The organism is Mycobacterium sp. ITM-2016-00316 (assembly GCF_002968335.2).
GTDB lineage: Bacteria > Actinomycetota > Actinomycetes > Mycobacteriales > Mycobacteriaceae > Mycobacterium.
In genome coordinates this window covers 1,848,761-1,874,575 of record NZ_CP134398.1, presented here as the reverse complement: position 1 = coordinate 1,874,575, position 25,815 = coordinate 1,848,761, and the positions used below count along the sequence as shown (strand labels likewise).

At 66.1% G+C, this 25,815-nt stretch carries 26 protein-coding genes; 17 read left to right on the top strand and 9 right to left on the bottom strand.

Features of this window, described 5'->3' with window-relative positions:
• Window positions 1–17: 17 nt before the first annotated feature.
• From C6A86_RS08935 to C6A86_RS08925, 3 genes are read left to right on the top strand one after another with little or no spacing between them, the layout of a single operon-like run.
• A complete protein-coding gene (locus tag C6A86_RS08935; protein WP_105362733.1) occupies window positions 18–533 on the top strand; it encodes a 2Fe-2S iron-sulfur cluster-binding protein in 516 nt (171 codons plus the stop codon).
• Window positions 530–1,525: a xanthine dehydrogenase family protein subunit M gene (locus tag C6A86_RS08930; protein ID WP_105362732.1), complete on the top strand. Its 996-nt coding sequence runs from the start codon at window positions 530–532 to the stop codon at window positions 1,523–1,525. Before C6A86_RS08935 ends, C6A86_RS08930 begins: the two co-directional genes overlap by 4 nt.
• Entirely contained in the window at window positions 1,522–3,600 is a 2,079-nt protein-coding gene (locus tag C6A86_RS08925) for a xanthine dehydrogenase family protein molybdopterin-binding subunit (RefSeq protein ID WP_105362731.1), read from the top strand. Before C6A86_RS08930 ends, C6A86_RS08925 begins: the two co-directional genes overlap by 4 nt.
• Before the next feature lie 3 nt (window positions 3,601–3,603).
• On the opposite strand, the gene C6A86_RS08920 is transcribed toward C6A86_RS08925, so the two are convergent.
• The 4 genes from C6A86_RS08920 to C6A86_RS08905 are packed head-to-tail and all read right to left on the bottom strand — an operon-like array spanning window position 3,604 to window position 9,390.
• The gene (locus tag C6A86_RS08920; protein WP_105362730.1) at window positions 3,604–4,557 is read right to left on the bottom strand and encodes a mechanosensitive ion channel family protein; all 954 of its coding nucleotides are present in this window, start codon (window positions 4,555–4,557) and stop codon (window positions 3,604–3,606) included.
• Between the two features lie 30 nt (window positions 4,558–4,587).
• Complete coding sequence (locus C6A86_RS08915; protein WP_105362729.1) at window positions 4,588–7,680, bottom strand: helicase HerA domain-containing protein; 3,093 nt, start codon at window positions 7,678–7,680, stop codon at window positions 4,588–4,590.
• On the bottom strand, window positions 7,680–8,297 hold the full coding sequence (locus C6A86_RS08910) for a hypothetical protein (RefSeq protein ID WP_105362728.1): 618 nt from the start codon (window positions 8,295–8,297) through the stop codon (window positions 7,680–7,682). The genes C6A86_RS08915 and C6A86_RS08910 overlap by 1 nt, the downstream gene beginning before the upstream one ends.
• Window positions 8,298–8,346: 49 nt before the next feature.
• Window positions 8,347–9,390, bottom strand: a complete 1,044-nt coding sequence (locus C6A86_RS08905) for a hypothetical protein (protein WP_311101089.1) — start codon at window positions 9,388–9,390, stop codon at window positions 8,347–8,349.
• A gap of 305 nt (window positions 9,391–9,695) precedes the next feature.
• Here C6A86_RS08905 and C6A86_RS08900 point away from each other — a divergent pair, with 305 nt between their 5' ends.
• The 3 genes from C6A86_RS08900 (at window position 9,696) to C6A86_RS08890 (ending at window position 11,252) form a co-directional block, all read left to right on the top strand.
• Window positions 9,696–10,529, top strand: a complete 834-nt coding sequence (locus C6A86_RS08900; protein WP_105363143.1) for a hypothetical protein — start codon at window positions 9,696–9,698, stop codon at window positions 10,527–10,529.
• A 94-nt stretch (window positions 10,530–10,623) separates the two neighbouring features.
• Window positions 10,624–10,866: a type II toxin-antitoxin system Phd/YefM family antitoxin gene (locus tag C6A86_RS08895; RefSeq protein ID WP_067999278.1), complete on the top strand. Its 243-nt coding sequence runs from the start codon at window positions 10,624–10,626 to the stop codon at window positions 10,864–10,866.
• On the top strand, window positions 10,863–11,252 hold the full coding sequence (locus C6A86_RS08890) for a type II toxin-antitoxin system VapC family toxin (protein WP_105363142.1): 390 nt from the start codon (window positions 10,863–10,865) through the stop codon (window positions 11,250–11,252). Before C6A86_RS08895 ends, C6A86_RS08890 begins: the two co-directional genes overlap by 4 nt.
• A 54-nt stretch (window positions 11,253–11,306) precedes the next feature.
• Here the strand turns inward: C6A86_RS08890 and C6A86_RS08885 are convergent, their stop codons facing one another.
• The 3 genes from C6A86_RS08885 to C6A86_RS08875 form a co-directional block, all read right to left on the bottom strand.
• Window positions 11,307–11,438, bottom strand: a complete 132-nt coding sequence (locus tag C6A86_RS08885) for a hypothetical protein (RefSeq protein ID WP_311101088.1) — start codon at window positions 11,436–11,438, stop codon at window positions 11,307–11,309.
• 90 nt (window positions 11,439–11,528) lie between these two features.
• Window positions 11,529–13,223, bottom strand: a complete 1,695-nt coding sequence (locus C6A86_RS08880) for a DUF6398 domain-containing protein (protein WP_142406968.1) — start codon at window positions 13,221–13,223, stop codon at window positions 11,529–11,531.
• Between the two features lie 53 nt (window positions 13,224–13,276).
• Window positions 13,277–14,080, bottom strand: a complete 804-nt coding sequence (locus C6A86_RS08875) for a hypothetical protein (protein ID WP_233212982.1) — start codon at window positions 14,078–14,080, stop codon at window positions 13,277–13,279.
• Window positions 14,081–14,194: 114 nt separating this feature from the next.
• On the opposite strand from C6A86_RS08875, the gene C6A86_RS08870 reads away from it, so the two are divergent.
• The 8 genes from C6A86_RS08870 to C6A86_RS08835 all read left to right on the top strand — a co-directional run bounded on the left by C6A86_RS08870 (window position 14,195) and on the right by C6A86_RS08835 (window position 19,996).
• Complete coding sequence (locus C6A86_RS08870; RefSeq protein WP_233212981.1) at window positions 14,195–15,265, top strand: HNH endonuclease; 1,071 nt, start codon at window positions 14,195–14,197, stop codon at window positions 15,263–15,265.
• A 73-nt stretch (window positions 15,266–15,338) separates the two neighbouring features.
• Window positions 15,339–16,046 (top strand): endonuclease/exonuclease/phosphatase family protein, encoded by a 708-nt coding sequence (locus C6A86_RS08865; RefSeq protein WP_105363139.1) that lies wholly within the window; start codon window positions 15,339–15,341, stop codon window positions 16,044–16,046.
• Between the two features lie 57 nt (window positions 16,047–16,103).
• Window positions 16,104–16,484 carry a hypothetical protein gene (locus C6A86_RS08860; protein ID WP_105363138.1) on the top strand — a complete coding sequence of 127 codons (381 nt, stop codon included), beginning with the start codon at window positions 16,104–16,106 and terminating at the stop codon, window positions 16,482–16,484.
• A gap of 23 nt (window positions 16,485–16,507) precedes the next feature.
• A complete protein-coding gene (locus C6A86_RS08855; RefSeq protein WP_105363137.1) occupies window positions 16,508–17,152 on the top strand; it encodes a vWA domain-containing protein in 645 nt (214 codons plus the stop codon).
• A gap of 229 nt (window positions 17,153–17,381) precedes the next feature.
• The gene (locus C6A86_RS08850; RefSeq protein ID WP_105363136.1) at window positions 17,382–18,197 is read left to right on the top strand and encodes a hypothetical protein; all 816 of its coding nucleotides are present in this window, start codon (window positions 17,382–17,384) and stop codon (window positions 18,195–18,197) included.
• 103 nt (window positions 18,198–18,300) lie between these two features.
• Window positions 18,301–18,879: a hypothetical protein gene (locus C6A86_RS08845; RefSeq protein WP_142406967.1), complete on the top strand. Its 579-nt coding sequence runs from the start codon at window positions 18,301–18,303 to the stop codon at window positions 18,877–18,879.
• A 116-nt stretch (window positions 18,880–18,995) separates the two neighbouring features.
• The gene (locus tag C6A86_RS08840) at window positions 18,996–19,370 is read left to right on the top strand and encodes a hypothetical protein (RefSeq protein ID WP_311101087.1); all 375 of its coding nucleotides are present in this window, start codon (window positions 18,996–18,998) and stop codon (window positions 19,368–19,370) included.
• Window positions 19,367–19,996, top strand: a complete 630-nt coding sequence (locus C6A86_RS08835) for a DUF6308 family protein (protein ID WP_105363135.1) — start codon at window positions 19,367–19,369, stop codon at window positions 19,994–19,996. Before C6A86_RS08840 ends, C6A86_RS08835 begins: the two co-directional genes overlap by 4 nt.
• Before the next feature lie 3 nt (window positions 19,997–19,999).
• On the opposite strand, the gene C6A86_RS08830 is transcribed toward C6A86_RS08835, so the two are convergent.
• Window positions 20,000–20,338 (bottom strand): hypothetical protein, encoded by a 339-nt coding sequence (locus C6A86_RS08830; protein ID WP_105363134.1) that lies wholly within the window; start codon window positions 20,336–20,338, stop codon window positions 20,000–20,002.
• On the bottom strand, window positions 20,335–22,749 hold the full coding sequence (locus C6A86_RS08825; protein WP_105363133.1) for an AAA family ATPase: 2,415 nt from the start codon (window positions 22,747–22,749) through the stop codon (window positions 20,335–20,337). Before C6A86_RS08825 ends, C6A86_RS08830 begins: the two co-directional genes overlap by 4 nt.
• 145 nt (window positions 22,750–22,894) lie before the next feature.
• On the opposite strand from C6A86_RS08825, the gene C6A86_RS08820 reads away from it, so the two are divergent.
• The 3 genes from C6A86_RS08820 (at window position 22,895) to C6A86_RS08810 (ending at window position 25,801) form a co-directional block, all read left to right on the top strand.
• Entirely contained in the window at window positions 22,895–23,725 is an 831-nt protein-coding gene (locus C6A86_RS08820) for a hypothetical protein (protein WP_105363132.1), read from the top strand.
• A 94-nt stretch (window positions 23,726–23,819) separates the two neighbouring features.
• Window positions 23,820–24,830 (top strand): hypothetical protein, encoded by a 1,011-nt coding sequence (locus C6A86_RS08815; protein ID WP_142406966.1) that lies wholly within the window; start codon window positions 23,820–23,822, stop codon window positions 24,828–24,830.
• Complete coding sequence (locus C6A86_RS08810) at window positions 24,827–25,801, top strand: PD-(D/E)XK nuclease family protein (RefSeq protein WP_105363130.1); 975 nt, start codon at window positions 24,827–24,829, stop codon at window positions 25,799–25,801. The genes C6A86_RS08815 and C6A86_RS08810 overlap by 4 nt, the downstream gene beginning before the upstream one ends.
• The last annotated feature ends 14 nt before the right edge of the window (window positions 25,802–25,815 follow it).

Sequence of the window (25,815 nt, the reverse complement as noted above, 5' to 3'; positions counted from 1 at the left end):
CCGGGTAACCACCCGCCATGGAGTCAGCCCACTTCACCGAGGTCACCGTGCACGTCGACGGCACCGACCGCACGGTTCGCATCGACAACCGCACCACCCTGCTGGATCTGCTGCGCGAGCACCTCGGCGTGACCGCCCCCAAGAAGGGCTGCGACCACGGCCAGTGCGGCTCGTGCACCGTCCTGATCGACGGCCGCCGCGCCACCACCTGCCTCGGTCTGGCCGTCGCCCACGACGGCGCGGAGATCGTCACCGCCGCCGGCCTCGGCGAGGACGACGCGCTGCACCCGGTCGCGCAGGCCTTCCTGGACCATGACGGGTTTCAGTGCGGGTACTGCACGCCTGGACAGATCTGCTCGGCGGTCGGCATGCTCGACGAGGTCAAATCCGGTGCGCCCAGCCACGTCAGCGACGACCTGGAAGCCACCCCCGAGCTCACCGTTGAGGAAATCCGGGAACGCATGAGCGGCAACCTGTGTCGCTGCGCGGCCTACCCGAACATCGTCGGCGCGATCCAGACGGCGGCACGATGATTCCCTTCGACTATCACCGCGCCACCAGCGTCGAGGACGCGGTCACCACGCTCGCCGAGCACCCCGACGCCATGTTCCTGGCCGGCGGCACCAACCTGGTCGACCACATGAAACTCGGTGTCGCACAACCCTCCCTGCTGGTCGACGTCGGGCACCTCTTCCCGCTGCAGGACATCGACGTGCAGCCCGACGGGTCACTGCGCGTCGGCGCCGATGTGCGCAACGCCGATCTGGCCGCCCACCCGGTGGTGCGCGGGAACTACCCGGTGCTGGCCCGCGCGCTGCTCTCCGGCGCGTCCGGCCAGCTGCGCAATCTGGCAACCACCGGCGGAAACCTGTTGCAGCGCACCCGCTGCGTGTACTTCCAGGACGTCAGCACGCCGTGCAACAAGCGCGAACCCGGTACCGGTTGCTCGGCCATCGGCGGCTATGTGCGTTATCACGCCATCCTCGGCGCCTCCGAACACTGCGTGGCGGTGCACCCCTCGGACATGGCGGTGGCGATGACGGCGCTGGATGCGCAGATCGTCTACGTGGATGCCGACGGTGACCACCGGCTGCCGATCGACGAGTTCTACCGGCTGCCCGGTGACGAACCCGACCGCGACACCACCCTGCCGCACGGTGCGTTGATCACCGCCGTCGAGATCCCCGCACCACCGGCCGGCGCGCACTCCACGTACCGCAAGGTCCGTGACCGCGCCTCCTATGCCTTCGCGCTGACCTCGGTGGCCGCCGAACTGGTCATCGAGGACGGCACCATCGGCTCCGCCCGCATCGCGCTCGGCGGCGTCGCGCACAAGCCGTGGCGGGCCCGCCTCGCCGAGCGGACGCTCATCGGCGCACCGGCCGGCGCGGAGGCGTTCGAACAGGCCGCCGCCGCCGAACTGGCACAGTCAAAACCGTTGGACGGCAACGAGTTCAAGGTGGAGCTGACGAAGCGGACGATCGTGGCTACCCTGACCTCCGTCGTGGAAGGACGTGCACGATGACGCTGGCACACCGCGTGATGGGCACCGCCGTCACCCGCCTGGACGGCCCGGCCAAGGTCACCGGCACCGCGCCGTACGCCTTCGAGTTCGGCGTCGAGAACCCGGTGTACCTGCATCCGATCCAGGCCACCATCGCCCACGGCCGCATCACCGCCATGGACACCTCCGCGGCGGCAGCCATCGACGGCGTGGCCGCGGTGCTCACCGTATTCGACGCCCCGAAGCTCGCCGACGCCTCCAACGGTGACCTCGCGGTGCTGCAGGACCCCGCCGTGCATTACCGCGGCCAGCTGATCGGCGGTGTGCTCGCCGAGAGCGCCGAAACCGCCCGGCAGGCAGCGTCGCTGGTGCGCGTCGAATACGACGAGCAACCCGTCGACGCCGAACTGACCGCCGAGCACCCGAAGCTCTACACCCCCGAGCAGGTCAACCCGGACTACCCGGCCGTGACCGCCCAGGGCGATGCCGAGGCCGCACTGCGCGAGGCGGCCGTCGTCATCGACAACACCTACACCACCCCGCACGAGCACAACAGCCCGATGGAGCCGCACGCCTGTATCGCACTGTGGGACAACGACGAGCTCACGCTGTGGGATTCCACCCAGGGTGTGCACGCCGCGCGTAAGGAGATCGCTTCGGCGTTCGGCCTGGACCCCGAGCAGGTGCGGATAATCGCCAAGAACGTCGGCGGCGGGTTCGGCTCCAAGGGTGCCCCGCATTCGCACAATGTGCTGGCCGTGATGGCCGCGCAACGACTTCCGGGCTGGCACGTGAAACTGGCGCTGACGCGGCAACAGATGTTCGACATGGTCGGCTACCGCACTCCGACCATCCAGCATCTGCGCCTGGGCGCCATGCCGGACGGCAGCCTGACCGCCATCAGCCATGACGTGGTGGAACAAACCGCGACGGTCAAGGAGTACGCCGAGCAGACCGCGACCCCGACGCGGATGATGTACGCCGCGCCGAACCGCGCAACCTCGCACCGACTCGCGCCCCTGGATGTCCCGGTGCCGTTCTGGATGCGGGCACCCGGTGAATGCCCCGGCATGTTCGCGCTGGAAGTGGCGATGGACGAACTCGCCGTGGCCTGCGATATCGACCCCATCGAACTGCGCATCCGCAACGAGCCGCCCGTCGACCCGGAGACCGGCAACCCGTGGTCCAACCGTCGGCTCATCGAGTGCCTGCAGACCGGGGCCGAACGGTTCGGCTGGGCCGGCCGCGACCCCAAGCCCGGAAATCGTTGCGAGGGTGAATGGTTGACCGGCTCCGGTGTCGCGTCGGCGGTGTACCCGGCGATGGTGATGCCCGGCAACACCGCCCGCATCGAGCACGCCACGCCCGGCCGGTTCGTCGTGCAGATCGGCGCGGTCGACATCGGCACCGGCGCATGGACCGCCCTGGCGCAGATCGCCGCCGATGCCCTGGGCGTCGAGTTGGCCGCGGTCGACCTGCAGATCGGCGACACCGCGCTGCCGAGCGCCTCGGTGGCCGGCGGCTCGTCGGGCATCACGTCGTGGGGGCGGGCCATCGTCGCCGCGGCCCGGTCCTTCCGGCATGACCACGGCGAGCACCCCGAGGTCGGCGTGCACACCACCGCGTCGGCAGCCGACGCGAACGAGGAGGCCGAGAAGTTCGGGATGTACTCCTTCGGTGCACATTTCGTGGAGGCGCGGGTCAGCCGGTTCACCGGCGAGGTGCACGTGTCCCGGATGTTGGGGGTGTTCTCGGTGGGCCGGGTGATCAACCCGACGACGCTGCGCTCACAGCTGATCGGCGGCATGACGATGGGCCTGTCGATGGCCTTGCATGAGCACAGCGTGCGCGATCCGCGCTTCGGGCACATCGTGACCCGCGACTTCGCGACCTACCACATCAGTTCGCACGCCGACGTTCCCGCCATCGAGGCGATCGCGCTCGACGATGTCGACGAGCACGCCAACCCGATGGGATCGCGCGGCGCCGGGGAGATCGGCATCGTCGGTTCCGCGGCGGCGGTGGCCAACGCGGTCTTTCATGCCACCGGGGTGCGGGTGCGCGATCTCCCCATCACCTGCGACGCCCTGATCTAGGGGCTACTCGGCCCCTGCGGAGGCCCGCAGCAGCGGGTAGGGCAGGTCGATACCGTTCTCGTCGTAGGCCCGCAGGATCTCGCGGCGCAGCCGGCGCTGCACCGACCACTGCGCGTTGGGCTTGGTCTTCAGCGTGAGCCGCAGCGTCACCTGGTCCACCGACATGGTCTGCACACCCAGCATCTCCGGCTCGCCGATCACCTTGGCGGCGATGGCCTCGTCCTTGATCGCCTCCCGCGCGGCGTCCAGCGCGACCCTCTCGGCCTCATGCAGGTCGGCGTTCAGCGCGACGGGCACCTCGACGCGGGCGACCGCGTAGTCCTGGCTCATGTTACCGACCCGGGCGATCTCGCCGTTGCGGACGTACCAGAGTGTGCCGTCGATATCGCGCACGGTGGTGATGCGCAGGCCCACGGATTCCACCTCCCCGGTGGCCTCGCCGAGGTCGACGGTGTCCCCGACGCCGTACTGGTCCTCCAGCAGCATGAACACACCGGTCACGAAGTCACGCACCAGGTTCTGCGCGCCGAAACCGATGGCCAGGCCGACCACGCCGGCCGAGGCGATGAACGGCGCGATGTTCACCCCGAAGACGTTGAGGATGGTCAGCACCACCCAGACCAGCAACACGATCGACACGGTCGACTTCAGCACCGACCCGATGGTCTGCGCGCGCTGCTGGCGGCGGGCGGCGACCTTGGCGGCGTTCGCCGAACCGGAGCGTTCGCGCAGATTGCGCAGCAGGGGCGGCTTTTTGGACGGGGATTCGCCGGCGTCGGGTTGGGCTTCGGCGACGATCTTCGGGTTTCTGCCGGTGGTGGCGCGGTCGATGGCGCGGTGGATCAGATAGCGCGCGATCAGCGCGATGACCAGGTACGCGGTGACTCTGATGGGCACTTCCACCAGCCAGTGTCTGTTGGTGTCGGTCCATTCGAAAGCAACGTTGTACACATCCATGCTGTGGCGCGTACCCGAATCCGCGCAGCGTCAATCCGCCTGCGCCAACGCCAGCACGTCCTCGGCCGACGGCGGGCTGGCCGCGTGATAGGACAGGCACCACGGCGCGACGACGCGGTGGAACGCCTCCCCCTCGGTGGCGACGTAGAAGTTGCCGGCCCGCAGGCGGCTGATATCGGGCACCAATCCGCCCTTGGCCCTGGCCATTTCCTCGGCGGTGCCGATCTGCACCGGTGAGTTCAGCAGCCCGTAGAACTGGGTGGTCGCATTGCCGGGGATCTGGTTGTGCAGGCCCTTCGGCGACTGGGTGGCGAACACCAGGCCCAGCCCGTACTTACGGGCTTGGGAGGCCAGCGCCAGCGTGCTGCGGGTGCTGGCCGTGGTGCCGCGCGACGGGGCGAGGGTCTGCGCCTCGTCCATCACCAGCAGCCCGCCCAGCGGCCGGTCGCCCGCCGGGTTGCGTTTGATCCAGGCGAACAACGCCATCTGCAGCTGGTTGACGAAGCCCTGGCGCGCCTCGTCGGACTGCAGACCGATCATGCTGATCACCGACACCCTGGCCCGCTTGCCCTCCGACGGAGTCAGCAGCACACCCGGGTCGACGGGCTGGCCCGCGCCGCCGAACATCGGGTCGTTGACCATCGCGGCCCGCAGATCCTGGGCCATGTCCGCGGCGATGCGGCGGCCGTCGGCCAGGTTGCTGACGTCGTCGGGCAGGTCGGCGAGCATGTCGATGAACCCGTCCAGCGTCGGCGCGGGTTGACGGCCGTACTGCTGCAACGCTTCCCGCAGCACCGCGCGGGACCGGTTGGCCTTCTGTGTCTGCCCGGCGATCAGCGCACGGGGTTCCAGTGCGGCGCAGGCCGATTCGACTGCATCCTGGTACTCGTCGCGGTCATCGACGACACTCGGGAAATCGGGCAGCGGCTGAAACGCCAGCGGGCGACCGTTGGAGCGGCGCGGCGTCCAGATGACGACCTCGGTGTTCTGCAGGTAGTCCTGGGCGCGGGCCTCGTCGGAGGGCCGCCAGCCGTTGGGCAGCACCGGCCACGCGGTGCCCAGGCGCGACAGGTCGTTGTTGGGGTCCAGCACGATCGCGGACACCCCGCGCAGTGCGCACTCCTCGACGAGGCGGCGGATCAGCACCGTCTTGCCCGACCCGGAGCCGGCGAAGATGGCAATGTGCTTGCGCAGCATGGCCAGATCGATCGCCACCGTCTCGTCGGTGTGCAGGTCGATGCCGAGCGGGATCTGGGTGTCGGACACCTGGGTTTCCGGCAGCGGTTCCGCTTCGGGTTCCGCTACCGGCTGCTCGACGACCACGGCGGCGGGCGCCTCGAAGTCCAGGGCCTCCTGCAACAGCGTAATGCCGTGCGCGGGCCGGCGTTCACGCAGCCAGTCGGTCAGCCCGTGCACGTCCTCGGCGATCAGGTCGCGCAGCGCGGCCATGGTGCGGATGTCGTTGTCGGCCAACGCCAAAGTCCGCCCGCCGGCGGCCTTGACCTCGTCGATCAGGCTCTGGGTCTTCGGTCCGCTCGGCCAGGGGTCGTTGCGCAGCAGGAACAGCCCGCGCCGGTCCGATCCGGACCCGAGACCCGTTGCGCTGTAGGCCTTCTTGATGCGGTTCTGGGCGGCGACGGCGTTGGTGGCGCCGACCGCGCGAAACGCCCAGTGCCGTTCGTCGTCGGTGGCCGAGTCGATGGTGTGGCGCAGCCGGGCGTGCAGCACGACGTGTGAGCCGGGCGGCGGGTCGCACTTGTAGGATTGGTCATCGCCGTGTTCGACGATCCACGCCGTCAGCGCGGCGTTGAGCAGGGCGGGCACCGCGGTGTCCTCGCCGTCGGGGTCCAGGGCGGCGGCGGTGACGGCGCGGCGGCGGTACTCGGCGAAGCGCCGGTCGATCGGCGAGGTGTCGATGTCGTTGTCCGGCTGGGGATCCGACGGTTTGGGGACGGCTCCGAAGCGGTGGATCTCGATGACCTCGCGGCGCAGCAGGCAGTCGCGGACGTGTTTGTCGGCGCGGATCAGCAGCTGGCGCGGGGTGTGCCCGGCGGCGCCGTCGAAGGCCGCGGGCAGGATCGGCCAGCTCGGGTACGGCGGGGTGAACCCGACCGAGGCGTAGCTGGCGGCGAACCGGCGTTCCAGGATGGCGCGGCCGATATCGGCGCTGGGCAGCGGCGCCAGCGGCGCGGTGACCCGGAACCGGTCGGACACGCTGGCGGTGGCGTGATCGCGGATGCGTTCCCACGCCGAGGGCAGACACGCCACCACCGCGACGGTGCGCCGCATGGATTGCCGCAGCGACATCAGGCCGTGCGCGACCTGCTCGAGCACGCCGTCGGCGTCGGGTCCGGCCTCGTCGGTGCGCGTGGAGGTCTGCGCGAGCAGGGTGTCGATCTGGTCGAGCGCCAGCACCGCGGGCCCGGCCAGCGCGGTGAGCCGGGCGATATCGCGCACGCACTGCTGCGCGGACGGGCTGGTGCCGCGCAACCGCCAGGCCTGACGGTCCTCGGCGCCGACCTCCTCGCTGGCCTGCAGGTAGGCGTCGCCGATATCGCGGGCGCCAAGATCGTTGGCGGCCAACAACACCAGCGCACGCAGGGTCTGGTGGCAGTCGCGGACATCGCGGCGCGCCTTGGCCAGCGTGTTGACGAAGTCGTCGAGCACCTCGGGTTCGAGGTCCTCGTCGCCGATGATGGCGCGGCGGTCGGCGCGCGAGACGTGCGCGATGGAGGACAACTCCCACAGCAGGTCCTTGAGCTGGGTTTCGCGGTGCTCACCGGGGCGGCCGAGGCTCTCCAGGACGCCGCTGCGCACCGATTCCCAGAAGCTGGCGGCGTCCAGCAGTTCGACGACGAAGAAGAATCCGCCGCCGGCCTGCACGCGTTCGCGGATCTGGCCGAGCAGGTGGGTCTTGCCCGAGCCGGCCTGACCGCGGATCGCGACGCCCAGCGGGGCGGTGTCGGGATCACGCAGCGCGTCGCCGAACGCGTCCATGACGTCCTCGATGGCGCGCTCGTTGAGGCCGTCCACGTGGGTGGCCTGCGGGCGCCACAGATCGTCACTGGTGGGCGCCCAGGTGAGGCGAAGCGCGGCGAGCGCGTCGCGATGTGCATCCTGCATTAAGCCTCGATGCTAATCAGATGCTTGGCCTGATTGCCGACTTCCAGCGCGGCGGCGCGGTCTGCCGGGGTGAGGACCTTCTGGTTTTCCTCGGGGATGAGGCTGATGGCGCCGGCGCGGTACAGCTCGCCGAGCGCGTCGTCGATCGCGGTGCGGGGCAGGTCATCGAGCTGTGCGCGCAGTGTCGCGAGTGCGACCCAGGCGCCGGGGCGGGCGGCCAGGGCGGTGTAGGCGTCACGGATCCGGTCGGCGGGGCCGCTCGGCGTGTCGGGCCAGAACACATCGGCCAGGCTGAGGTCGGCGCGATGCAGGTAGCGCTCGAAGCCGTGCAGGATCGTGCCCAGGGTCTTCGCCGGTCCGGTGGCGCCGGCGGGCGGGGCGGCGCTCAGGATGTCGCGGCAGACCCGCCAGCCGCGGTCGGTGAGCTCGTGCACGAAACGGCCACCGGTGCGGTCGGATTCGATCAGGCCGAGGCTGTTGAGCTTGTCGCGGCCGGCCTTCTCCAGGCGGGGGCCCAGCGCGATCAGGTCGGGGTTGGGCACCGGGCGGGATTCGGCCATCAGGACCAGCAGCACAGCGCGCTCGGTGCCGGTCAGGTCTGCCGGGGTGACACTCACGGCTTACAACGTAGCCGGATGCGCGTGGCGCGTCAGAGCGAGCAGGTGGTCAGTTGAAGCGGCCGATGATCGGGATGCGGTCCAGGATGCGGTCCCGCAGCCGCGGCTCCTGCACCGCGGGCACCGACGGTTGCAGCGGTGCGGGGGCCGCGGCCGGCGGGGGTGGTGGTGCGGGTGCGGCTTGTGGTGGTGCGGGCGCGGCAGCCGGCGGTGGTGGCGGCGCCGGGGCGGCCGGGGCGATGTTGAGGGTCCGGGCCATCTCCCGGGACGCGCGCGGCGGTACCGGACTGAGCGGCGCCGCAGGCGGTGGCGGAGCCGTTTCGACGGCCGCCACGGGCTGCGGCGGCGGTTCGGGTGCCTGCGGGGCGGTCAGCGCGACCGACAGCGACACGACGAAGACGACCGCCGCGGATCCCAGGGCGATGGCCAGCGCACCGTCGCGGGTGATGCGCTTCTTGGTTTCGGGGGCTTCGCGTGCGTTCGCGGTGAGCGCGGACGCCAGGGCGGCGCCGCGGGTGAGCGCGAAGTCGGCCTCGGTGGCGGTGATGACGGGGCGGTCTGTTTCCTCAGACACGGCGGCGACCAGGTCGTCGGGGTCCTGCGAGCCCAGGATGTAGACGGCGTCGGGGCTGGGGCGGGCGGCGCGCACGATGGCGCGGACCCGGTCGTTCAGGGTGGCGGCGTCGGCGTGGTCGATGCTTTCGACGTGGATCTCGAAGCCGTCGACGGTGGCCACGACGGCCCCGTCGGGCTCGACGACGCAGATGACGGCGAAGTCGTGTCCGGCGATATCGGCGATGCCGCGGGCCAGGGCTGCGGTCGCCTCCACATCGCGGACGGCGACGACAGGTGCGCCGCCGGCGTAGGCGTCCAGGGCTTCGCGGACCTTGACGGCCTCGGTTTCGGCGTCGTGTGACCAGGTGATGCCGACGGCGCGCAGGTCGGCATCGGCCGGGAGTTCTGCCAGGAACTCGTCGATGTGGTCGGCGTCCACGACGGCGCGGTCGATCGGCTGGCCCTCGCCGGTGTCACCGTCGACTAGCTCGCCGTGGATGTCCTTCGAAGTCACCGAAAGGCCCAGTACGAGGCTCATTGGGGTCCCCCTGATCCGTCGTCCATTGGGGTTGAGGTTACCCGGGTGCGACGCGAAGTATCCCGGTGAGTTGTTGCGGGGTCACACTGGTCATCCGCGTTGCCGCGAAAAAGACGGGTCCGTCGGTGCCCACCTATGAGCGACAAATGAGCGACAACTAGATGCTGGGAGCGATCGGGTTGACACACTCTTCGTCCGGAATCGATCACGACACCAGCTCCGATCGGATGTACAGCAGTTGAGTGGTGATTGTTCGCGCGACCTCTAACCGGCTTTCGCGAGGAAAACCCGCAGGCCTGGAGGCGATGAAACGCTCCGTGCAGCTCGCCACGGTGCTACCTGATCCGGAACTGTTCGAACTCGCGCGGCTCAACGAGGCACTGCACGGTCCCTTCGTCTCCGCAGTGCTGGGCGGGCTGGATTCGCGCCTCATCTCCCTGTTGAGCCGGTTGCCGGACGGTCCCGTGCTCGTCAACTTCGTCGCGGGCCTTGTCCAGTTGAGTTCGGCACCCACCATCGTCGACGACGACATCCTGCGAGCCAATCTGACCGCACACCAATGGTTCTTGGACCGGGCGGTGAAGGACGCCATCCCGTTGACATCGGCCGGCTATCTGAAACCCTCTGACATGACCGCCGCAGCAGCGGTGGTGCCGCAGGTGGCCGAGTGGATGGGCAAGAACAACCGTGAAGCCAATTGCCCTGCACTGCTGAACTTTCGGGAGTCCTTGCAGGCGATGGGATTGCTGCGCAAGCTGAAGGGCTCGCTGGTGCTGACCAAGGCCGGCATCGCCGCCCAGCGCGATCCGGCGGTGTTGTGGCGCCATCTCGCATCGCGACTGATTCCCTCTGACGGCGAAGCGTTCGAATGCCACGCCACGCTGTTGTTCCTGGCACAGGCCGGCGGCGCGGAGGACGGCGGCGTTCGGTTCAAAGGCATCGCCGAAGCGTTGACCCAGCTGGGCTGGCGTCGCGAGGACGGTGAACCCGTCCCGTCAGACGTGCTGTACCGGCTGACCGCGCACGATGTGCTGGTCAACGTTTGCGATCGGCCGCGGCGGCTCGCCGACCTCAACTGGATCAGTCCTGCAGCTGCCGCGTTGGCAAGGGCGGCGCTGCGGGCCGGGCGTCTTACTTGAGGCGGAAGGCCTGATCGCTTGCTGCCCTCGGCCTACCGATCTTATTGCGCTAGTTACGCTAGCGCGATTAGCTTCTCCGATCTACCATGGGCGTATGGAAAGCACGGTGACCAGCACGGAAGCCAAGAACCAGCTGAATCGCATCCTGGCCGAAGTTGAACGGACCGGCGCATCTGTGACCATCACGAATCATGGCCGCCCCATTGCCAGGCTGGTACCGGTGCAGCCCCTTCCGCGCACATTCGGCCAGTTGCCAGCCCTGCGCATCCCCCATGACTTTGATGAACCGCTGCCCGAGGCCGAACTACACGCATGGGACGGCGCAGACGAGTCGTGAACGTTCTTCTGGACACCCACACCCTCCTATGGCTGGCCAGCTCACCGGCCGAAGTGGAGGCCGCAGCCATGGCAGAACTGATCAAACCCGAAACCCACGTCGTCGTCAGTGCCGCTTCCGCGTGGGAAATCGCCATCAAAACCAGGATCGGGAGACTCGATGGTGAGGCGTTACTGTCGGCTTGGCCGGACATCATTGCCGGCATGAGCGCCGTGGAATTGCCCATCGAGTCTGCCGACGCGATCCTCGCCGGACGGCTCCCGTGGCAACACAAGGACCCATTCGATCGGGCGATCGTGGCGCAGGCACTGCGCCGCAACCTCACCGTTGCCACTCGTGACGACAAGATCATCGACGCTGCACTGGTGGCCGTGATCAGGGCCTGATCACGGCCACCAGTAGGAGATGTTGGCGCCGGCGAGCGCCGCTTGAACGTCAAGTCAGGTGCGATGTGCGTTGCGCCGGAACAGTTCAGCCGGACGCCCCCGACCGAGGGCCACCCGTTCACCGGTGGGCTCCAGGTGCGGCTCCACGGCGCGCCGAAAGGTGTCGCGCTGCAACGTCTCCCCCACGATCGCCTCATGCAGCAACCGCAGATCCCGCAGGGTGAACTCGTCTCCGAGCAGCCGGCTCGCTCGTGCGTGTAGCCGGGAGTGGATCCGTCAGTCTGCCGAAATCCGCTGTCGGAGATGATCACGGCGCCCGATGATCCACTCCCGGCGGGTGGAGACCAGATAGTCCGCCGAGCCGAGTCGCACATCGAGGTACTCGGACGGAGATCCGCCGGCCCGCAGCATCACCTCTCCGCGCTGGGATGGGCTGCTTTTGATATCGAAGTGCCGCACGATGTCCGATGTTCGCAGTCGGCTTCCGTAGTCGAACAATCCGTTCGCCTTGCCGGCGATCCACACCACGGCCGCTGCCGCGGTTTCCACGCGACCTTTGCGCCGGAACACCTGCGGAGCGCGGGACGCCACGCGAGCCAGTACCCGTCGGCACACCGTGCGGTACTCGACGTCGAGCAGCGCATCGCAGCACCGGTCGGTCAACTCGAGCACCTCGGCGACGCGGGCGTCGATGTCATCAGGGATGCGCGACCAGTCGAACGGCTCGTCGGGCAACGGTGCGGTGTCGAGTGCGTCCAACTGCTCATGACCGCCGACTCCCTTTGCCAGGCCGTCCAATTCCAGCTCCTCGAACCAGTTTGATTCGATCGACTCGTCGAGCTCGCGAGGATCGAATCCGAGGGCACCGAACGACTGCCGGGGCGCAGCGATCGCCCGCATGTACTCGGGGGTCCAGGCATCGATGGCGTTCAAGGTCTGGTCGGTGAGATCCGCACGCACACCCGATTCGTCGTGCGCGAAACACACGAAGGCCCGCAGCAGCTCGGGCGCCAGAGCCAGGTACTCGGTGGCAGCAATGACCTTGCGGGGCAGCCAGTCTGCCAACAGAATTTCGATACGCACGTCACTCCAGCGCAACGGGTCACCCGGCCCGTAATCGGTGGCGTACCACAATATCGAGTCCAGCAGTCCGCGATGATCGGCGTCGTCGAAAGCACGACCCGGCAGCGAGCCGAAGAATCGATCGGCGAGTAGATCAAGCTTGTCGGTGTTCCTTTGCGGGCGTTGATAACCGGCTCCGCCGGCCGGCAGTGTGCGGGTGAGCCACTCGACCAGGGGGCGACACGCCGGCCAGGATTCGGTTTCCAGCGGCGGGTAGGTGCGAGCCGCCATGTCGATCGCGGGTTCGATCCACGCGCGGGCATCGGCGAGGCTCACGTCCTCCCACGTCGTGTCCGGGTCATCGTCGAGGCTCTGGTATTGGCCGACGACGTACTCGATGGATTCGGGAATGACGAAGGCGTCCTTGACCAGTTGCCCCATGTTGTGGTCGACGTAGACGACGCAGGTGGCCTCGTAGCCGCCCGCCACCCGCGCGCCGATCATGATGTTGTCGCCGTCACCGAGGATGTGCGTCATGCGGACAGCGCGGTACGCCGATGTCTGGTCGAGCCGACTCAGCCAGTCCGGTGTGGTGTGATCCCGGGCGGCCAGTTCTCGTCGGATCCGCGCCCGCAGGATCTCGTCGTCGACGAGGGCGGCGATGACGGCCAGCAGTGCGGTGGTCTCCGGCGCCGGTACGTCGATGAACATCGCCGCCAACTCTTCGCGGCTCGGCCCGTCGGGAGCGTCGAACGGATGCTTCTTGCGGCGGGGATCCACCGCGGTCAGCAGCATGCTGACGTAGCTGAGCAGGTGCAGTGGGTCGGGATCGGCCACAGCCGTGCGCACCTCACCCATCAGGTCGGGTTCGGCCGGTGCGCCGCCGCGAGGGCGCTGGGACTTCGACATGAAAACACCGTACGACGCCACGGACTGGTCCCGCGGCACCAAGTACCGCTTCGTCAGGCGCCGGCGCCGCGCGCCTGTTCGATCTGGCTTTTGATCTCCCGGTAGGCCTGCACCCGCGCCATCACCGCGTCCACCGCCGAGTTCGTCGGCGTGGAGTCCGGTGTTGCCTCAATGCCGTAGAGCATCGCGCTGAGCGTGCCGTGCAGCTCGGCCCGCTGTTCGGCAACGCGGGCATCCTCGCGCTCGGCGCGCAACGAAGCGTCGATGTGTCGTGCCTCGACGGCGCACTGAGCGATCAGTTCGACCCGCTCGATCGCGGTGCGTTCCAGGTTCGCGATGGTGGTGCGCGCCTCCGCGAGGATTCGGCGGTCATCGGCGTTCGGCTTGGTCAGCGCCGACAGCTTGCCCGTCACGGCGTTCAGGGCATGCGCTTTCGCGAAGCCGTCGGCGATCCCGGCAATATCGGTGCTGAAGTCGACATCACCCAACCACCCGGCGCGAGCGGCCTCGGTGCCGGCAACCTGCTTGACCGCTCTCAGCGCAGACTCCATCAGCACTGCATTCTGCGGCCCGAGCATGTCGATGCGCGCCTGCTTCTCCCGGCGCTCCCACTCCACGCGTTCATGCTTGGCGGCGGCCGCCTGCGCCACGCGTTCTATGCGTAGACGTTCCTGCTCCTCGACACGTCTCTTCTCGGCAGCCTCAACCGCTTTGGAGACCATCCAGATCACCAGGATGAGTGCAGTCATGGCTCCGAGGGTGATCCACACCTCTTTCGGCACCGCCGCGATGAGCACGACGATGACGACAAACAGGACGCCCACGCCGCCAGACCCACCGGATGAACCCTTGCTCACCGTTCCGCTCCCATCACGATTGACTGCGACGGATGTGCGCATGCCAGCCGGACAGAATGACAGCGGGCACCGACAAGTTGAGCCGGATGGGCGGCGCCCCGTTACCAAGGCTTTGTGCCGCACGCCATCGACCCCCTGCTGCTCGGGCAGCGCATGGTGGCGATCCTGGAGACCGGGGTGCGGGTCGCGACCTACAAACTCGCGATCCTGATGGCGCTCATCGACCACTGCATCGAGAACCTGCCCGAGTACCCGGCGGACCAGCTGGCCGTGCCGATCCCCGACCTCGCGCACCGGGTGCTGCAGCTGTACTGGCGTCAGGTTCGCCCTTTCGAAGGCCATGACCTGCGCCAGTCGAGCAATGAGAAAGAGCGAATCCCGCGGGCCGTCAGGGCCTTGCGCGCTGCGACGTCGGCTTCCTCATTGAGCGTGGTGATGACGACGGCGCCGGAGGTCTACCAGGCATCCATCGACGAGATCGGCTTGTGCCTGGCGCAGCAGCCGCTGTTTCGGCTGCAGCGACTTCCCGGTGACGCCAATGATCCGTTCCTGTACGACGACAGCTTCCTGCACGCCAACGTGTCCCGGCGAACGTTGCGAGCCCACGGTGACGCGATTGTGCTGATGCCGGGCGTGGCGGCCGGCCTTGCCCGGCTGGCCGGCCTGCTCAAGCCCGCGCTGGAGATCATGTGGGTCGACGACGTGCGCCGGATGAACAAGTTTCTCACCGCCGAGGTGCCGGATATCGCCGGGCATCTGTTCGGCCGGGACCGCACCGCATTGGCCGCGGTGCGTTGTCCCTTCAAGGACGCGTTCGGTGCGCGCTGCTTCTACTGCGACACCAATCTGCCGGCCGACAGCCCGATCGACCACGTGCTGCCGTGGTCACTCGTCGGCATCGACGGACTGGCCAATCTCGTGTTGGCGTGCGCGCGCTGCAACACCGACAAACGACATGCACTGCCGGCGGTCGACCTCGTCGACAGGGTGCTCGGTCGTGACCGCGAGAAGCTTGAGCAGATCGCCGACGCGATCCGGTGGCCCGCCGAGTACCCGCGCGTCGTCGCGGCGGCGCGCGGGATCTACGGGAGCCAGCCACCGGGAATCGCGACGTGGTCGGGATACCAAGCGAGTGTGCGACTCGACATCGGGTTCGCGCCCCGGTGGATGGATTCGCCCAGCTGAGCGGACTTGTCGGTACCCGCCCTCATACTGATCGGCTCGCTGGAGATTCCACGTCGAGCGAGAGGACACTTCGGTGGGCACGAGGCTCGCGACACTCAACATCCGGCACGGCGGCACCAAGTCCGCCGAGGCGCTGGCCACCCGACTGCTCGGCTACGACGCCGACATTTTGGTGGTCACCGAGTTCCGCGCCAACGCGGTGGGCGCGCGGTTGATCGACCGTCTTGAGCAGGTCGGCTACGACACTTCGCATCCACCGGTGGGGCCGAAGGAGAACACCGTGCTCATCGCCGCGCGCATCGGCATCGAGCGGTCATGGGCGTTCAGCGAGTCGCTCGACCCGCGACACCTGTGGTGCGCCGAGATCGACGGCGCCTACGTATGCGGGGTGTACATGCCGCAGAACACCGCGAAGCTCCCCTACTGGGAGAAGCTGATCCGGGACGCCTCGTCAAAAGGCATCGACCTGTTGATCGGCGACTTCAACACCGGCACCAACGATCTCGACAAGGATCCCCGGGGAGCCAAGTTCATCGGACCGGAAATGCCCGGCCGGCTGATCGCCTCCGGGTACACCGATATGTGGCGATCACTGCACCCCGACGTCCGCGAGTACTCCTGGTTCAGCCGACCGGGCGACAACGGCTTCCGGCTCGACTACGTCTACGCAGCGCCGGATCTCGCGCCGCGGATCAGCGTCTGCGAGTTCGACCACGACCCACGGTTGACGGGCGAAAGCGACCACTCAGGCCTGGTGGCCGTGGTGCGGGACTGGCCATGACGAATCTCGATATCCGCAGTTATTGCGGACTCCGCACTTTGTGCGGTATGGTGGCACATGCCCAGCCGGTACGAACGCATCCGCGCAGACCTCGCACACGCCGAGACCGCTGCAACCGCCGACCAAGCCCTGCAACACCTTCGGTCGGTTCTCACAGAGGTCAGCCAGTTACTCGACGAGCAGCTGGCCCGCGCCGTCGTCGACGACGAAATGTCGATCGCGGCGGCCGGAAAGAGCGCCGGCCTCACGGAGAACGCGGTCGGCCCGCGCCTCGCCAGTACGCCGAGACTGAACCCGTACGTCAGCAGTGGCGACCGGATCACCGCCGAAGACGTCAAACGCGCCCGTAGCGACAAGCACGCCAAGACTCCACTGCCACCCGCTCCCCCAGCCGAGCCGATGCGGTTCAAGCCGCGCCGAAACACCAAGCCTCGGTAGTCAACAACCGAAAGGAATCGACCATGCCGAACCAGAACCTCACCCTCATCGCCTTCCTGCTGGATCGCTCCGGATCGATGCAGTCGATCAAGTCCGACGTGGTCGGCGGCTTCGACGCGTTCCTCACCGAGCAGCGCGCCGGCGACGGGGAATGCCGCGTCACGCTCGCGCAGTTCGACAGCGAATACGAGGTCGTCTACCACGCCGTGCCCGTCGGCGAAGTGCCTGCGCTGGAACTGAATCCACGCAACAGCACCGCGCTGCTGGACTCGATGGGCAAGCTCATCACCGACACGGCAGCCGAGATCAACGCTTTAGCCGAGGACGAGCGGCCCGGCTCGGTCGTCGTGGCGATCATGACCGACGGCATGGAGAACTCCAGCCGCGAGTGGAGTCGGCCGGCAATCAAGTCACTGGTCGAGCAGCAGACCAACCAATTCGGGTGGGAGTTCCTCTATATGGGCGCCGATCAAGACGCTGTCGAGGTCGGCAAGGATCTCGGGGTCAGGGCCGAGCAGGCGGTCACCTACGGCCGGGGGAAGTCCCGGGAGGCGATGGCCGCCATGTCGGGGAATGTGCGGGGGTACCGGACCGCGAAGTTGGTCGACGCCGAAGCTGCGATGCCGGCTTTCAGTGAGGATCAGCGGTCGGACTTGGCGGAGGGGTGACACAGGTGCTGTCGAAGTCTGCACTGATACCCGAAGCGTTCAGGCGCATCCCTAAAGCAGACCGTGGCAGGCCGCCTCTTCCCGCAGTTCAGGCGTTGACTCCATGCAAACGAGCTATCAGGACGAACAACCCGCGGAGCCATCGTCGGCGCGATAACGTCGCCGTGGACGGACAGCTGCCTGGCCGTTCCGGTGACATGACCGTGTACAGCACCACCGAAGGACCACGATGGACACCCAGCGTGACATGTTCGCGCGCTTCGCACCGATGCTGCGAAGCATGTCTGACGAGCAACTTTCGGAGGAGATCGAGACTCCGAAACGGTTGTTACTTAGCAGCGGCACGGCAGGCAACAAGCGCATTGACATCGCTTACGCCCCATTTGATGACGCGGATCCTGAAGCCCGCATCGTTCTAGTTGGGCTAACCCCAGGACGGCAGCAGATGGGCAACGCTCTGAGAGAGGCTCGGCGCGGACTACTGGCAGGCCTCAACGGAGCGGAGTCGCTCGCTGCCGCCGGGTCATTTGCCAGCTTCTCTGGGCCCATGCGTACGCATCTCGTCGCCATGTTGGACAGCATCGGAGTCAATCAGCTGCTTGGTGTGCGGTCGACGGCGCTGCTGTGGGACGGCGATACCAGCCTGGTGCATTTCACATCGGTATGCCGCAATCCAGTGTTCGTTGACGGAAAGAATTACTCCGGCGCACCGCCAGTGCTGTCGACACCGATACTGCGGGAACAGGTTGAACTCGGCTTCGTGCCAGAGGTCGCCAGCCTCCGCCGCAGCATCTTCGTGCCCTTGGGCACGCAAGTCAGTGAAGTCGTCGAGTTCGCCACTTCCCAAGCCGGTCTTGATCAGTCCCGCGTCTTAGCCGGCCTGCCGCACCCCAGCGGTGCGAATGCAGAACGGATCGCGTTCTTTCTTGGAAGAAAGCCGCGGGAGACGCTCTCAAGCAAAGTCAATCCAGATCGCCTGATCGCCGCCCGCGCCGAGCTGAAGAAGAAAGTCACAAAACTCAAAGCGAAATCGGTTGGGCGATAGCGGCACCCACGATGTCCGTCCTTGACCGCAGATCAGCACGAACCAGATACAACTGCAACAAATGCCCGGATCAAGTTCCGCCCAGAAACGACAGGGGATTGCAGTGCCACTGAACCAAGAAGGCCACAAGATCTCGATGCAAGATGCGTTCGATGCATGGGAGCCTCATGCGGTAGCGCTACTGACTAAAACAGCAAAGCGGTACAACGGCTTTGTGACGTATTCGCAGCTGGCTGAGTTTGTCCAAATGCAGACCGGCATCACGCACAGAGGCCTAGTGATGAACTGGATCGGAGATGTCCTCGGTCGGGTCATTTCTGTGTGTGCGAGTAACGGATGGCCGCAGTTGACGTCGTTGTGTGTGACTTCAGATGGAACAGTAGGGGCTGGATACAAGTTCGCTCTTGATGCCGCCGAACGCGCCAGCTCAGGCAACGAACATAAGCCTTTACCCCAGGGCCTCGACGATCTCGACGAACACGCTGCCTATACGCGCTTGGAGTGCTACAGATTCTTCGGTGCTGAGCTTCCACCGGACGGCGGCAAGCCAACACTGACGCCAAAGGCTCAGGCGAAGAAAGATTTCAAGAAAGCTCAGGCGAAGCTCGATGTGCCGTTGAATTTCTGCTCCAGGTGCAACCAGGCCCTACCCATGACAGGACAGTGCGACAACTGCGACTGAGCAACGGAGCTGCTGGCTTGTCGTACCACACGGTTACGCTCTGCGAGAATTGATGAGCCGTTGACTTTGGGGAGGATGCACGGGTGTACGGACGCAGCGACGACGAGTGGGACCGAATGGTTGAAAACGTCGTCAGCTTTCTGACCGAAAAGGCGCAGTCGGAGCGCACCACCAATTACAGCGACCTGAATTCGGCATTGGCTCGGGCCGGTCACATCCCCTTCGACTTCGGCCTGGAACGCGACCGCGCCGCGGTGGGCGCAGTGCTCGGCGAAGCTGTACTCCGCACCATCGGCGACCCCAAAGTCATGCTGTCGGCGATCGTGTCCTACACCGGCCAGAACGATCCTGGCCCAGGCTTCTATAAGTTCGCCACTGAGCTGGGCCTGCTGCCGAATACGGCCACTGCCGACGACAAGCTGGCTTTTTGGGCGGGGCAGGTCAAGGCAATTCATGACCGCTACGCGCGACCAGGACGGCAGCTGAAATGACCGATCTTCAGAGCCGGGTGCTGTCCTTCGTCGGCGAGCCCGCCAAGCGGCTCGTTGAGCAGTTCTTCGACACCGACGGGCCTTTTGCCGCGACGACGTTCGATACCCTGCCCGACAACGACCGCGATCGCTTCACCACGACGGACCTACTGGCGGTGACTCTGCTCGACGTGGCGCTCCCGCCGCCGTCCGTCCGCAGTCTGTTGAAGACCGACGCGGATAAGTTCAGCGATCTACTCGCGGCGGTCCCCGACGACGTGGACCTGTGGAATGTGTCCGACGAGGACCTGGCGCATGCCGAGGCGTTGTACTGGGCGCTGCGCGTGCTCCCCAAGGTGGGCAGGACACGGGCCAGCAAGCTGATGGCACGCAAGCGGCCCCGACTGATCCCAGTGGTCGACAGCGTGATCATTGAAGCGCTGAATCTCGGAGACGATTCATGGGTCGCCCTGCGTGCCTGCCTGAGCGACCCCGGGGTCCGGGACTCGATCGAAGCCTGCCGTCCAGACAACGCACCGACTAGTTCTATCTCGACACTTCGCCTGCTGGACGCCGCAGTGTGGATACGATGCAGCCAATCGCGTCACGCGAAAATCGCAAGGCGGAACGTCGGCATCAGCACCTGACACTCATACAGACAGCAGCGACGCCACAACACCGCAGAGGTGCTCGACCTCGGCCGCCGATGGCTGCAACTCAAAAGCGTGTACGTGACACGCGCTGCTGAGCCGGTTCCACGCGATCGCGGCTGAATCGGCCGCCTCCTCTGTGTCCAAAGAACGCAGCACCGCCAGCTTGCTGCGCATGCTGGCCCATGACGCCGGCGCTTCAACTTCGATGCACCGTTGATCGACAATCAATTCCAGCGCCTGCCGCGCCAGGACTGCCGCCATGCGCGATGAGAGACCGTCCTTACGTGGCTCATTCAGCACCCGCTGCGCTTGACCCAACAATTCGACGGCGCTCATTGCGCACCGACCAGATCGGCGACCGCGCGTTCTAGGTCACGCACATCCGCCTTGGATAGCTTGCCCACCTTGCCATGAGCACCGGCATTTCCGATATCCAGCACGTTCTTTCGGCCCGGTTGCGCACCGATCCAACTCGACACATCGGCTTTCGCATCACCGAGAACTGCCAGCGCGAGGCGCTGGCGGGTAGTCTTCGCGGCCTGCCACTGCCCCTCGGCAACGAACCGTTCCGTCCCCGACATCGACTGCCGTGCGTAGTGCGCCTGCTTGGCCGCCGATTCCAGCGCCATCCGGAACAGGTTCGGCGCCACCCGGCCCTTCACATCGTCGTGGAGTTTGTCGTCCTGGATCATGGCGAACGCGTCGTCGATCAGGCGCCGAGCGGGGTCAATATTGGGGCGCGTCCTGACCTTGGAGCCAGATTCGCGAACGACCTCGATCAGTCGTGCGTCGATCCCAGTTTCTCTGATGACCGAGGCCAGTCGGTCGTCGTGGGAGAACACCACAACCTGGTGGGTGCGGGCGATATCGGTGAGGACTCGGACGAACCCGTCGATCTTGGATGGGTCCATGGCCTGGATCGGATCATCGAGCACCACAAAACGGAAAGGGCTCTTCACCGAGGTGGCACGCGGCAGGAACAGTGCGAGCGCGACGGCGTTCTGCTCCCCCTGGCTCATTACCGACAGGGCTTGCGTCGGCTCGCCATCCACCGAGCCGCCGAGCACGGCCTTTCGCTTGGTTGCGGTGCCGGCCAATGTGATCTCGCCAAGGTCGACGTTGCTTTCCTGACGGAGTTCAGCCCAGATCTGACGGGCCTGGGCGGCAATAGGTTTGAGTCGTAGGTTGCGGAACTCGGCACCTCGCTTCGTGGCCCAGTTCCGGGCGGCGGTGATCGCCTTGAGCTGGCCATCGAGTTGTTGGGCGCGGCGCTCCGACGGGATCCACGCTGCCACTTGTTCTGCCAGCGGACCCCAGGCGTCCTCGCGTTCAGCCAGTGCCGTTGTCGCCTCGTCCCGCAGGGCCTCAGCGGCTCCTACGGCGTCCAGCAGTGCCGTTTCGAGATGGGCCGCACATTCCTGGTGATCGACGGGTAGCGCCCGCGCCCGCTCCGCTGCCGTGTTGTAGGCGTCAAAGGTCGCCGGTGCAACCCCGGGAACCACTGGCGCGGGCTGCAGTTGCCTTGCCAGGGCCTCTGCATCTGCGCGGGCCGACTTTGCGTCGGCTGCCGCGGCGCGGTATTCGGTGACTGATCGCTCGCCCTCGGCGACCGATGTCCGCGCACGATCGGCCCAGGCGGAGTTGAGGCGGCCATCCCCGCATACCGGGCAGTCAGCATCGCCGGCGCGCGAGTGATAGTCCAGCGCACTGTTCAGCAGGTCCACGCGTTCGGCGGTCAGCGCGGCCAAGTCCTGCTCGCTACGCCGCAGTGCGTCCGCGGCAGCGCGCATCCGCGCCGCGCAACTCTCGATGTCGGCCACCTGCGGCGGCGCAATCTGGCTGAGTGTTTCGAGCGGTCGAATCACCTCGCGGTCGATACGGCCAGTGCCGGTCACCGCGGCCACGATCTCGTCGAGTGGGCGGACATGCTTTTTCAGCAGCTTCACCAGCGGAGCGGCCCGCTCATCATCGGACGCTGACAACGCGACCACGGCCTGCTTGCGTGCGCCATCAGCTGTGTCGCGGATCGCTTTCGCTTCCTTGAGGTTGGCGGCCAGCTTCTTCTCCACGGCGGCAAGGACTTCGAGACCAAGGAGCTGGGCCAGCGCGTCGTACAGAGCAGACGGTCCACCGTCGAAGAGCCTGCCGAGCTCCTCGTACGTCAGCACCGGACGGTAGAGCTCCAGTGCATCCGCCCAGCCGAGGCTTTCGATCCCGTCGGTAGCCTGCTCGCCGTCGCGTTGTGTCCAGAGCGTGCGATCGGCCAGTTCAGCCTCAGGCTCCCAGTCCACTCCGATCTTGACCGGCCCGCTGCCCTCGCGGGTGAAGCCGACCCGCAGCGCACACGGGTTCGGCTTGTGCAGGTTGCGCCAGGTTTCTGACCACAGCGCCTGCTTACCCCGCCAGCGGTAGCTGCTGCCGGTCAGTGCGAGCTCGACGGCTTCGGCGAAGCTCGACTTGCCGGAGCCGTTGCGACCGCTGATCACGGTCAGCCCCGGCGCGGGGTGGAGGTCGAGTTTGGCGGTGGAGCCGATGCCGCGGAAGCCGGACACCGTGATGTTGGCCAGGTACGTGGGCGACAGGTCCGCTGTGGACCCAGCGTTCTGATCCACCACCTCCGCGAGGGCGCCAAGGACGAGCTCGCGGGCAGCGTCGTCCAGGTCGCTGTCGGTGTCGAGCAGTTGCAGGATCGCGTCCTGAACGGACTGCTCGGCATTACTGGATCCCCCGGGTTCAACTTCCTCCACGGGATGATTGAACTACGAGACTCCGACAGGTGTGCAACATTTGCATCGGGCGCAAACGCACGAGACTTCCATCGCGCCCGCTCGTTGTACGCGAAACTGAAGGCATCCACCTGCAATCGCCCACCGCACACCATGAAGGGATGACATGTCCGTTGAACACCCTGAAGCCGACGCATCCGAATGGCTGACGGCCGGTGTGCCCAAAGTAGAAGCGCAGGTATACGCCGATGCCGCAGTACCGGTCGCTCTCGCCCTTCAATGGACCGATGCCGAGCTAGACACCGATGATGCGGTCGATTTCCTCGACAAGGGCGTGCCGCAGGACCAGGTGCTGGGACTGCACGAACGTGGCATCCGGCCCGAACAGATCACCGCCACCGACACCGGATTCGACATCGAGTTGGAACCTTGGCAGGAAGACCCACTGCATCAACTTCCGGAGGTCGTGACACCCGGACGTTTCCGCGTCAGCCTGTGGTCGGTAGTTCCATGGGACGGCTCGCACATTGAGAACGAAGTATTTCTCAACTGGGATGGTGGACACACCGTCGAGTGGTCGGTGCTGAGCGGTTCAGGGCTTTCGATGATGTCCGAGGTCTCGATCAACGGACTGGCCGGTTGGCCCGACGGGAAGGATGCCCTGATCAGTTACACGGGCGAGTTCGGTGATCACGGGTTTACTCGACTAGCGGGCGCTGCTGCGGCGGCGCCTAACGCCGACGGAGCCAGCACTCCCGAAGAATGGTTGGACTTCGCCACGGCACTGGTCGCCCTCGCCGAGGAACTCATGGATTCGGGTATTGAGGCCCGCGACGAACTCGCCCACGAGTACCGCCGATGCGCCGACGACGAGTGGTTCGAATTCAACGACATGTTTCGAATCTATTTGGATAGTGCACTTTCGGAAGTTGGGATTCCCGATTTCGATGACTGGATCAAGGGGGCTCTGGAAGACGGCACGTACGAAACTGGTTGATTAGGCGCCGGGTCGACGTCATTGACGACACCTTGTCAGAGGTGTATGCGACCATTTGCTGAAAGGACAGTACGACCACGCATGGGGAGAATGGATGTCGGATCCGGGACTGCAAATGCTGGGGATCTTGCACGAGAAGTTGATGATCGATGATCGATGGGCAACCCGGCGCGAACGCGGTTTCACCTGGTGGGGATACCGCCTAGCCCAGCATTTTGAGGTCGACCCACCCATGGGTTCGCAGGGGCTGAGCTACTGCAACCTGCGGATCTGGACCGAAGTTGTCAAGGACGTCGATCCTGCAGCCCAGCCGTTGCGGTCTCTGGGAGTCGTCAACCTTCAGGCGACACTGAGCGCACTGGTGTGGGACGAGCAGGCAGCAACGATCAATGAGTGTTGTGCGATCGGCGTGCACGAGGACAACGTCGGCTGGCTCGGCGACCTCCTAGCGACAGCCGCTGTTCTGCAGAACACGGCGGCCCACTCCCGGGCGCATGCCCTGGCGCGGGAATGTGGTGGCGTGGCAGCTGCATCGAACCATCCGACGAGTGGTCTCCGACCCGAAATGGACGACATGCTGAATGTCCCAGAACAGGTCGTCGTACCCGAAGGAGCCAAGCCCTCCCGCTTCGAAGGACCGCTTTCGCAAGGGTTGGCACAGTTTGCAGCGACCATGGGATGGTACGGCAACTCTGACGCCACCGGCATTGTCGTCGAGGTTCCCTACACCGGCATTCGGCCGGCATTCACCCAGAATCCGCAGGCTCCAGACACCGCTCTAGAAACCGCGCTAGTGCGAACCTTCACCGATCAGACACACCCACAGTTCGGGCAGGGTGCGTTGCTGGTAACTCAGCTGCCCGTTGCTCCCGGTTCCGATGAATCCGTTGATCTTGCGAATCGGCTCAACGCGGCCGAGGCTGCAGGGGGCGCTACCGCAGCGCCGCTGCTTGGCGCGTGGTGCCCCGATGTTCTGTCCAAGGACGGCAACGGATTGGCGTTCTGCAGCTTCCTACCCAATATTCTCGCTCGGCCAATGCTTTTGGAGAATCAGATCCTCTACCAAGGGACAAGAGCTCAGTTCGCACGCACCTTTCTGGGGTGACGCTGGCGCGCTACCAGTCCGGGAACACGAACTCAAAGGACCACATGCCCGAACAGCTCCTCACACCGTCGAAGATCACCGCGTGGCTGGACTGCGAGCACTATCTTGCGTTGCGGCATCAAGTCGACGCCGGCTCCCTGCCCAAACCTGAAGTCCACTTCGGTTCCTTCGCAAGACTGTTGGCAGACAAGGGCCTGAAGCATGAGCAGGACTGTCTAAAGCACTACGATCAACAGGGTTTGTCGATCCACGAGGTGGAGGACCGCCCAAAAGGTGAGTCCTTCGCGAGTTGGGCAAGCCGTGTCGGCAACCCGCTGGCAGACGGACACGACGTCGTCTACCAGATGCCGTTCGTGCACGACGGCATCCGAGGTATCGCCGACTTTCTGATTCGCGTCGTCGACGACGAGACAGGTGCCATTTCGTACGAGCCGGTCGACGCGAAGCTGGCGCGAGTAGAAGCAAAGCCAGGACATGTGCTGCAGCTCTGTTTCTATGCCGATGCCATCGAGGCGCTAACTGGCGCCCGACCCGCCCAGATGCACCTGTGGCTCGGGTCGGGCAAGGTAGAAACGCTGCAAGTCAACGACTTCGGCGCATATTGGCGTCGGCTGCGCGGGCGGCTGGCCGAAACTCTCGACGCAGGTCCAGCGACATCTACCAAAGCCGTTCCATGCGCGCACTGCGACTTCTGCGAGTTCTCTGAGGTCTGCGAAGGCACTTGGCGAGCCGAAGATTCCTTGCACTATGTCGCTGGTATCCGCAAGCCCGAGATCGCAGCGCTGGCGGACTCGGGCACAACGACACTCACCGAGCTCTCACTTCTTAAACGAGAAGTAGCAGGAATACGTGAGGAACGGCTGCGTCGGCTGACCGGGCAAGCGCTCCTACAGACACAGGCCAACGCCGATGCACCGCCGCCGTTCGCTGCAATCGACATCGGCGCAGACAAGACCTGGGGCCGCGGATAGGACAAACTCCCCGA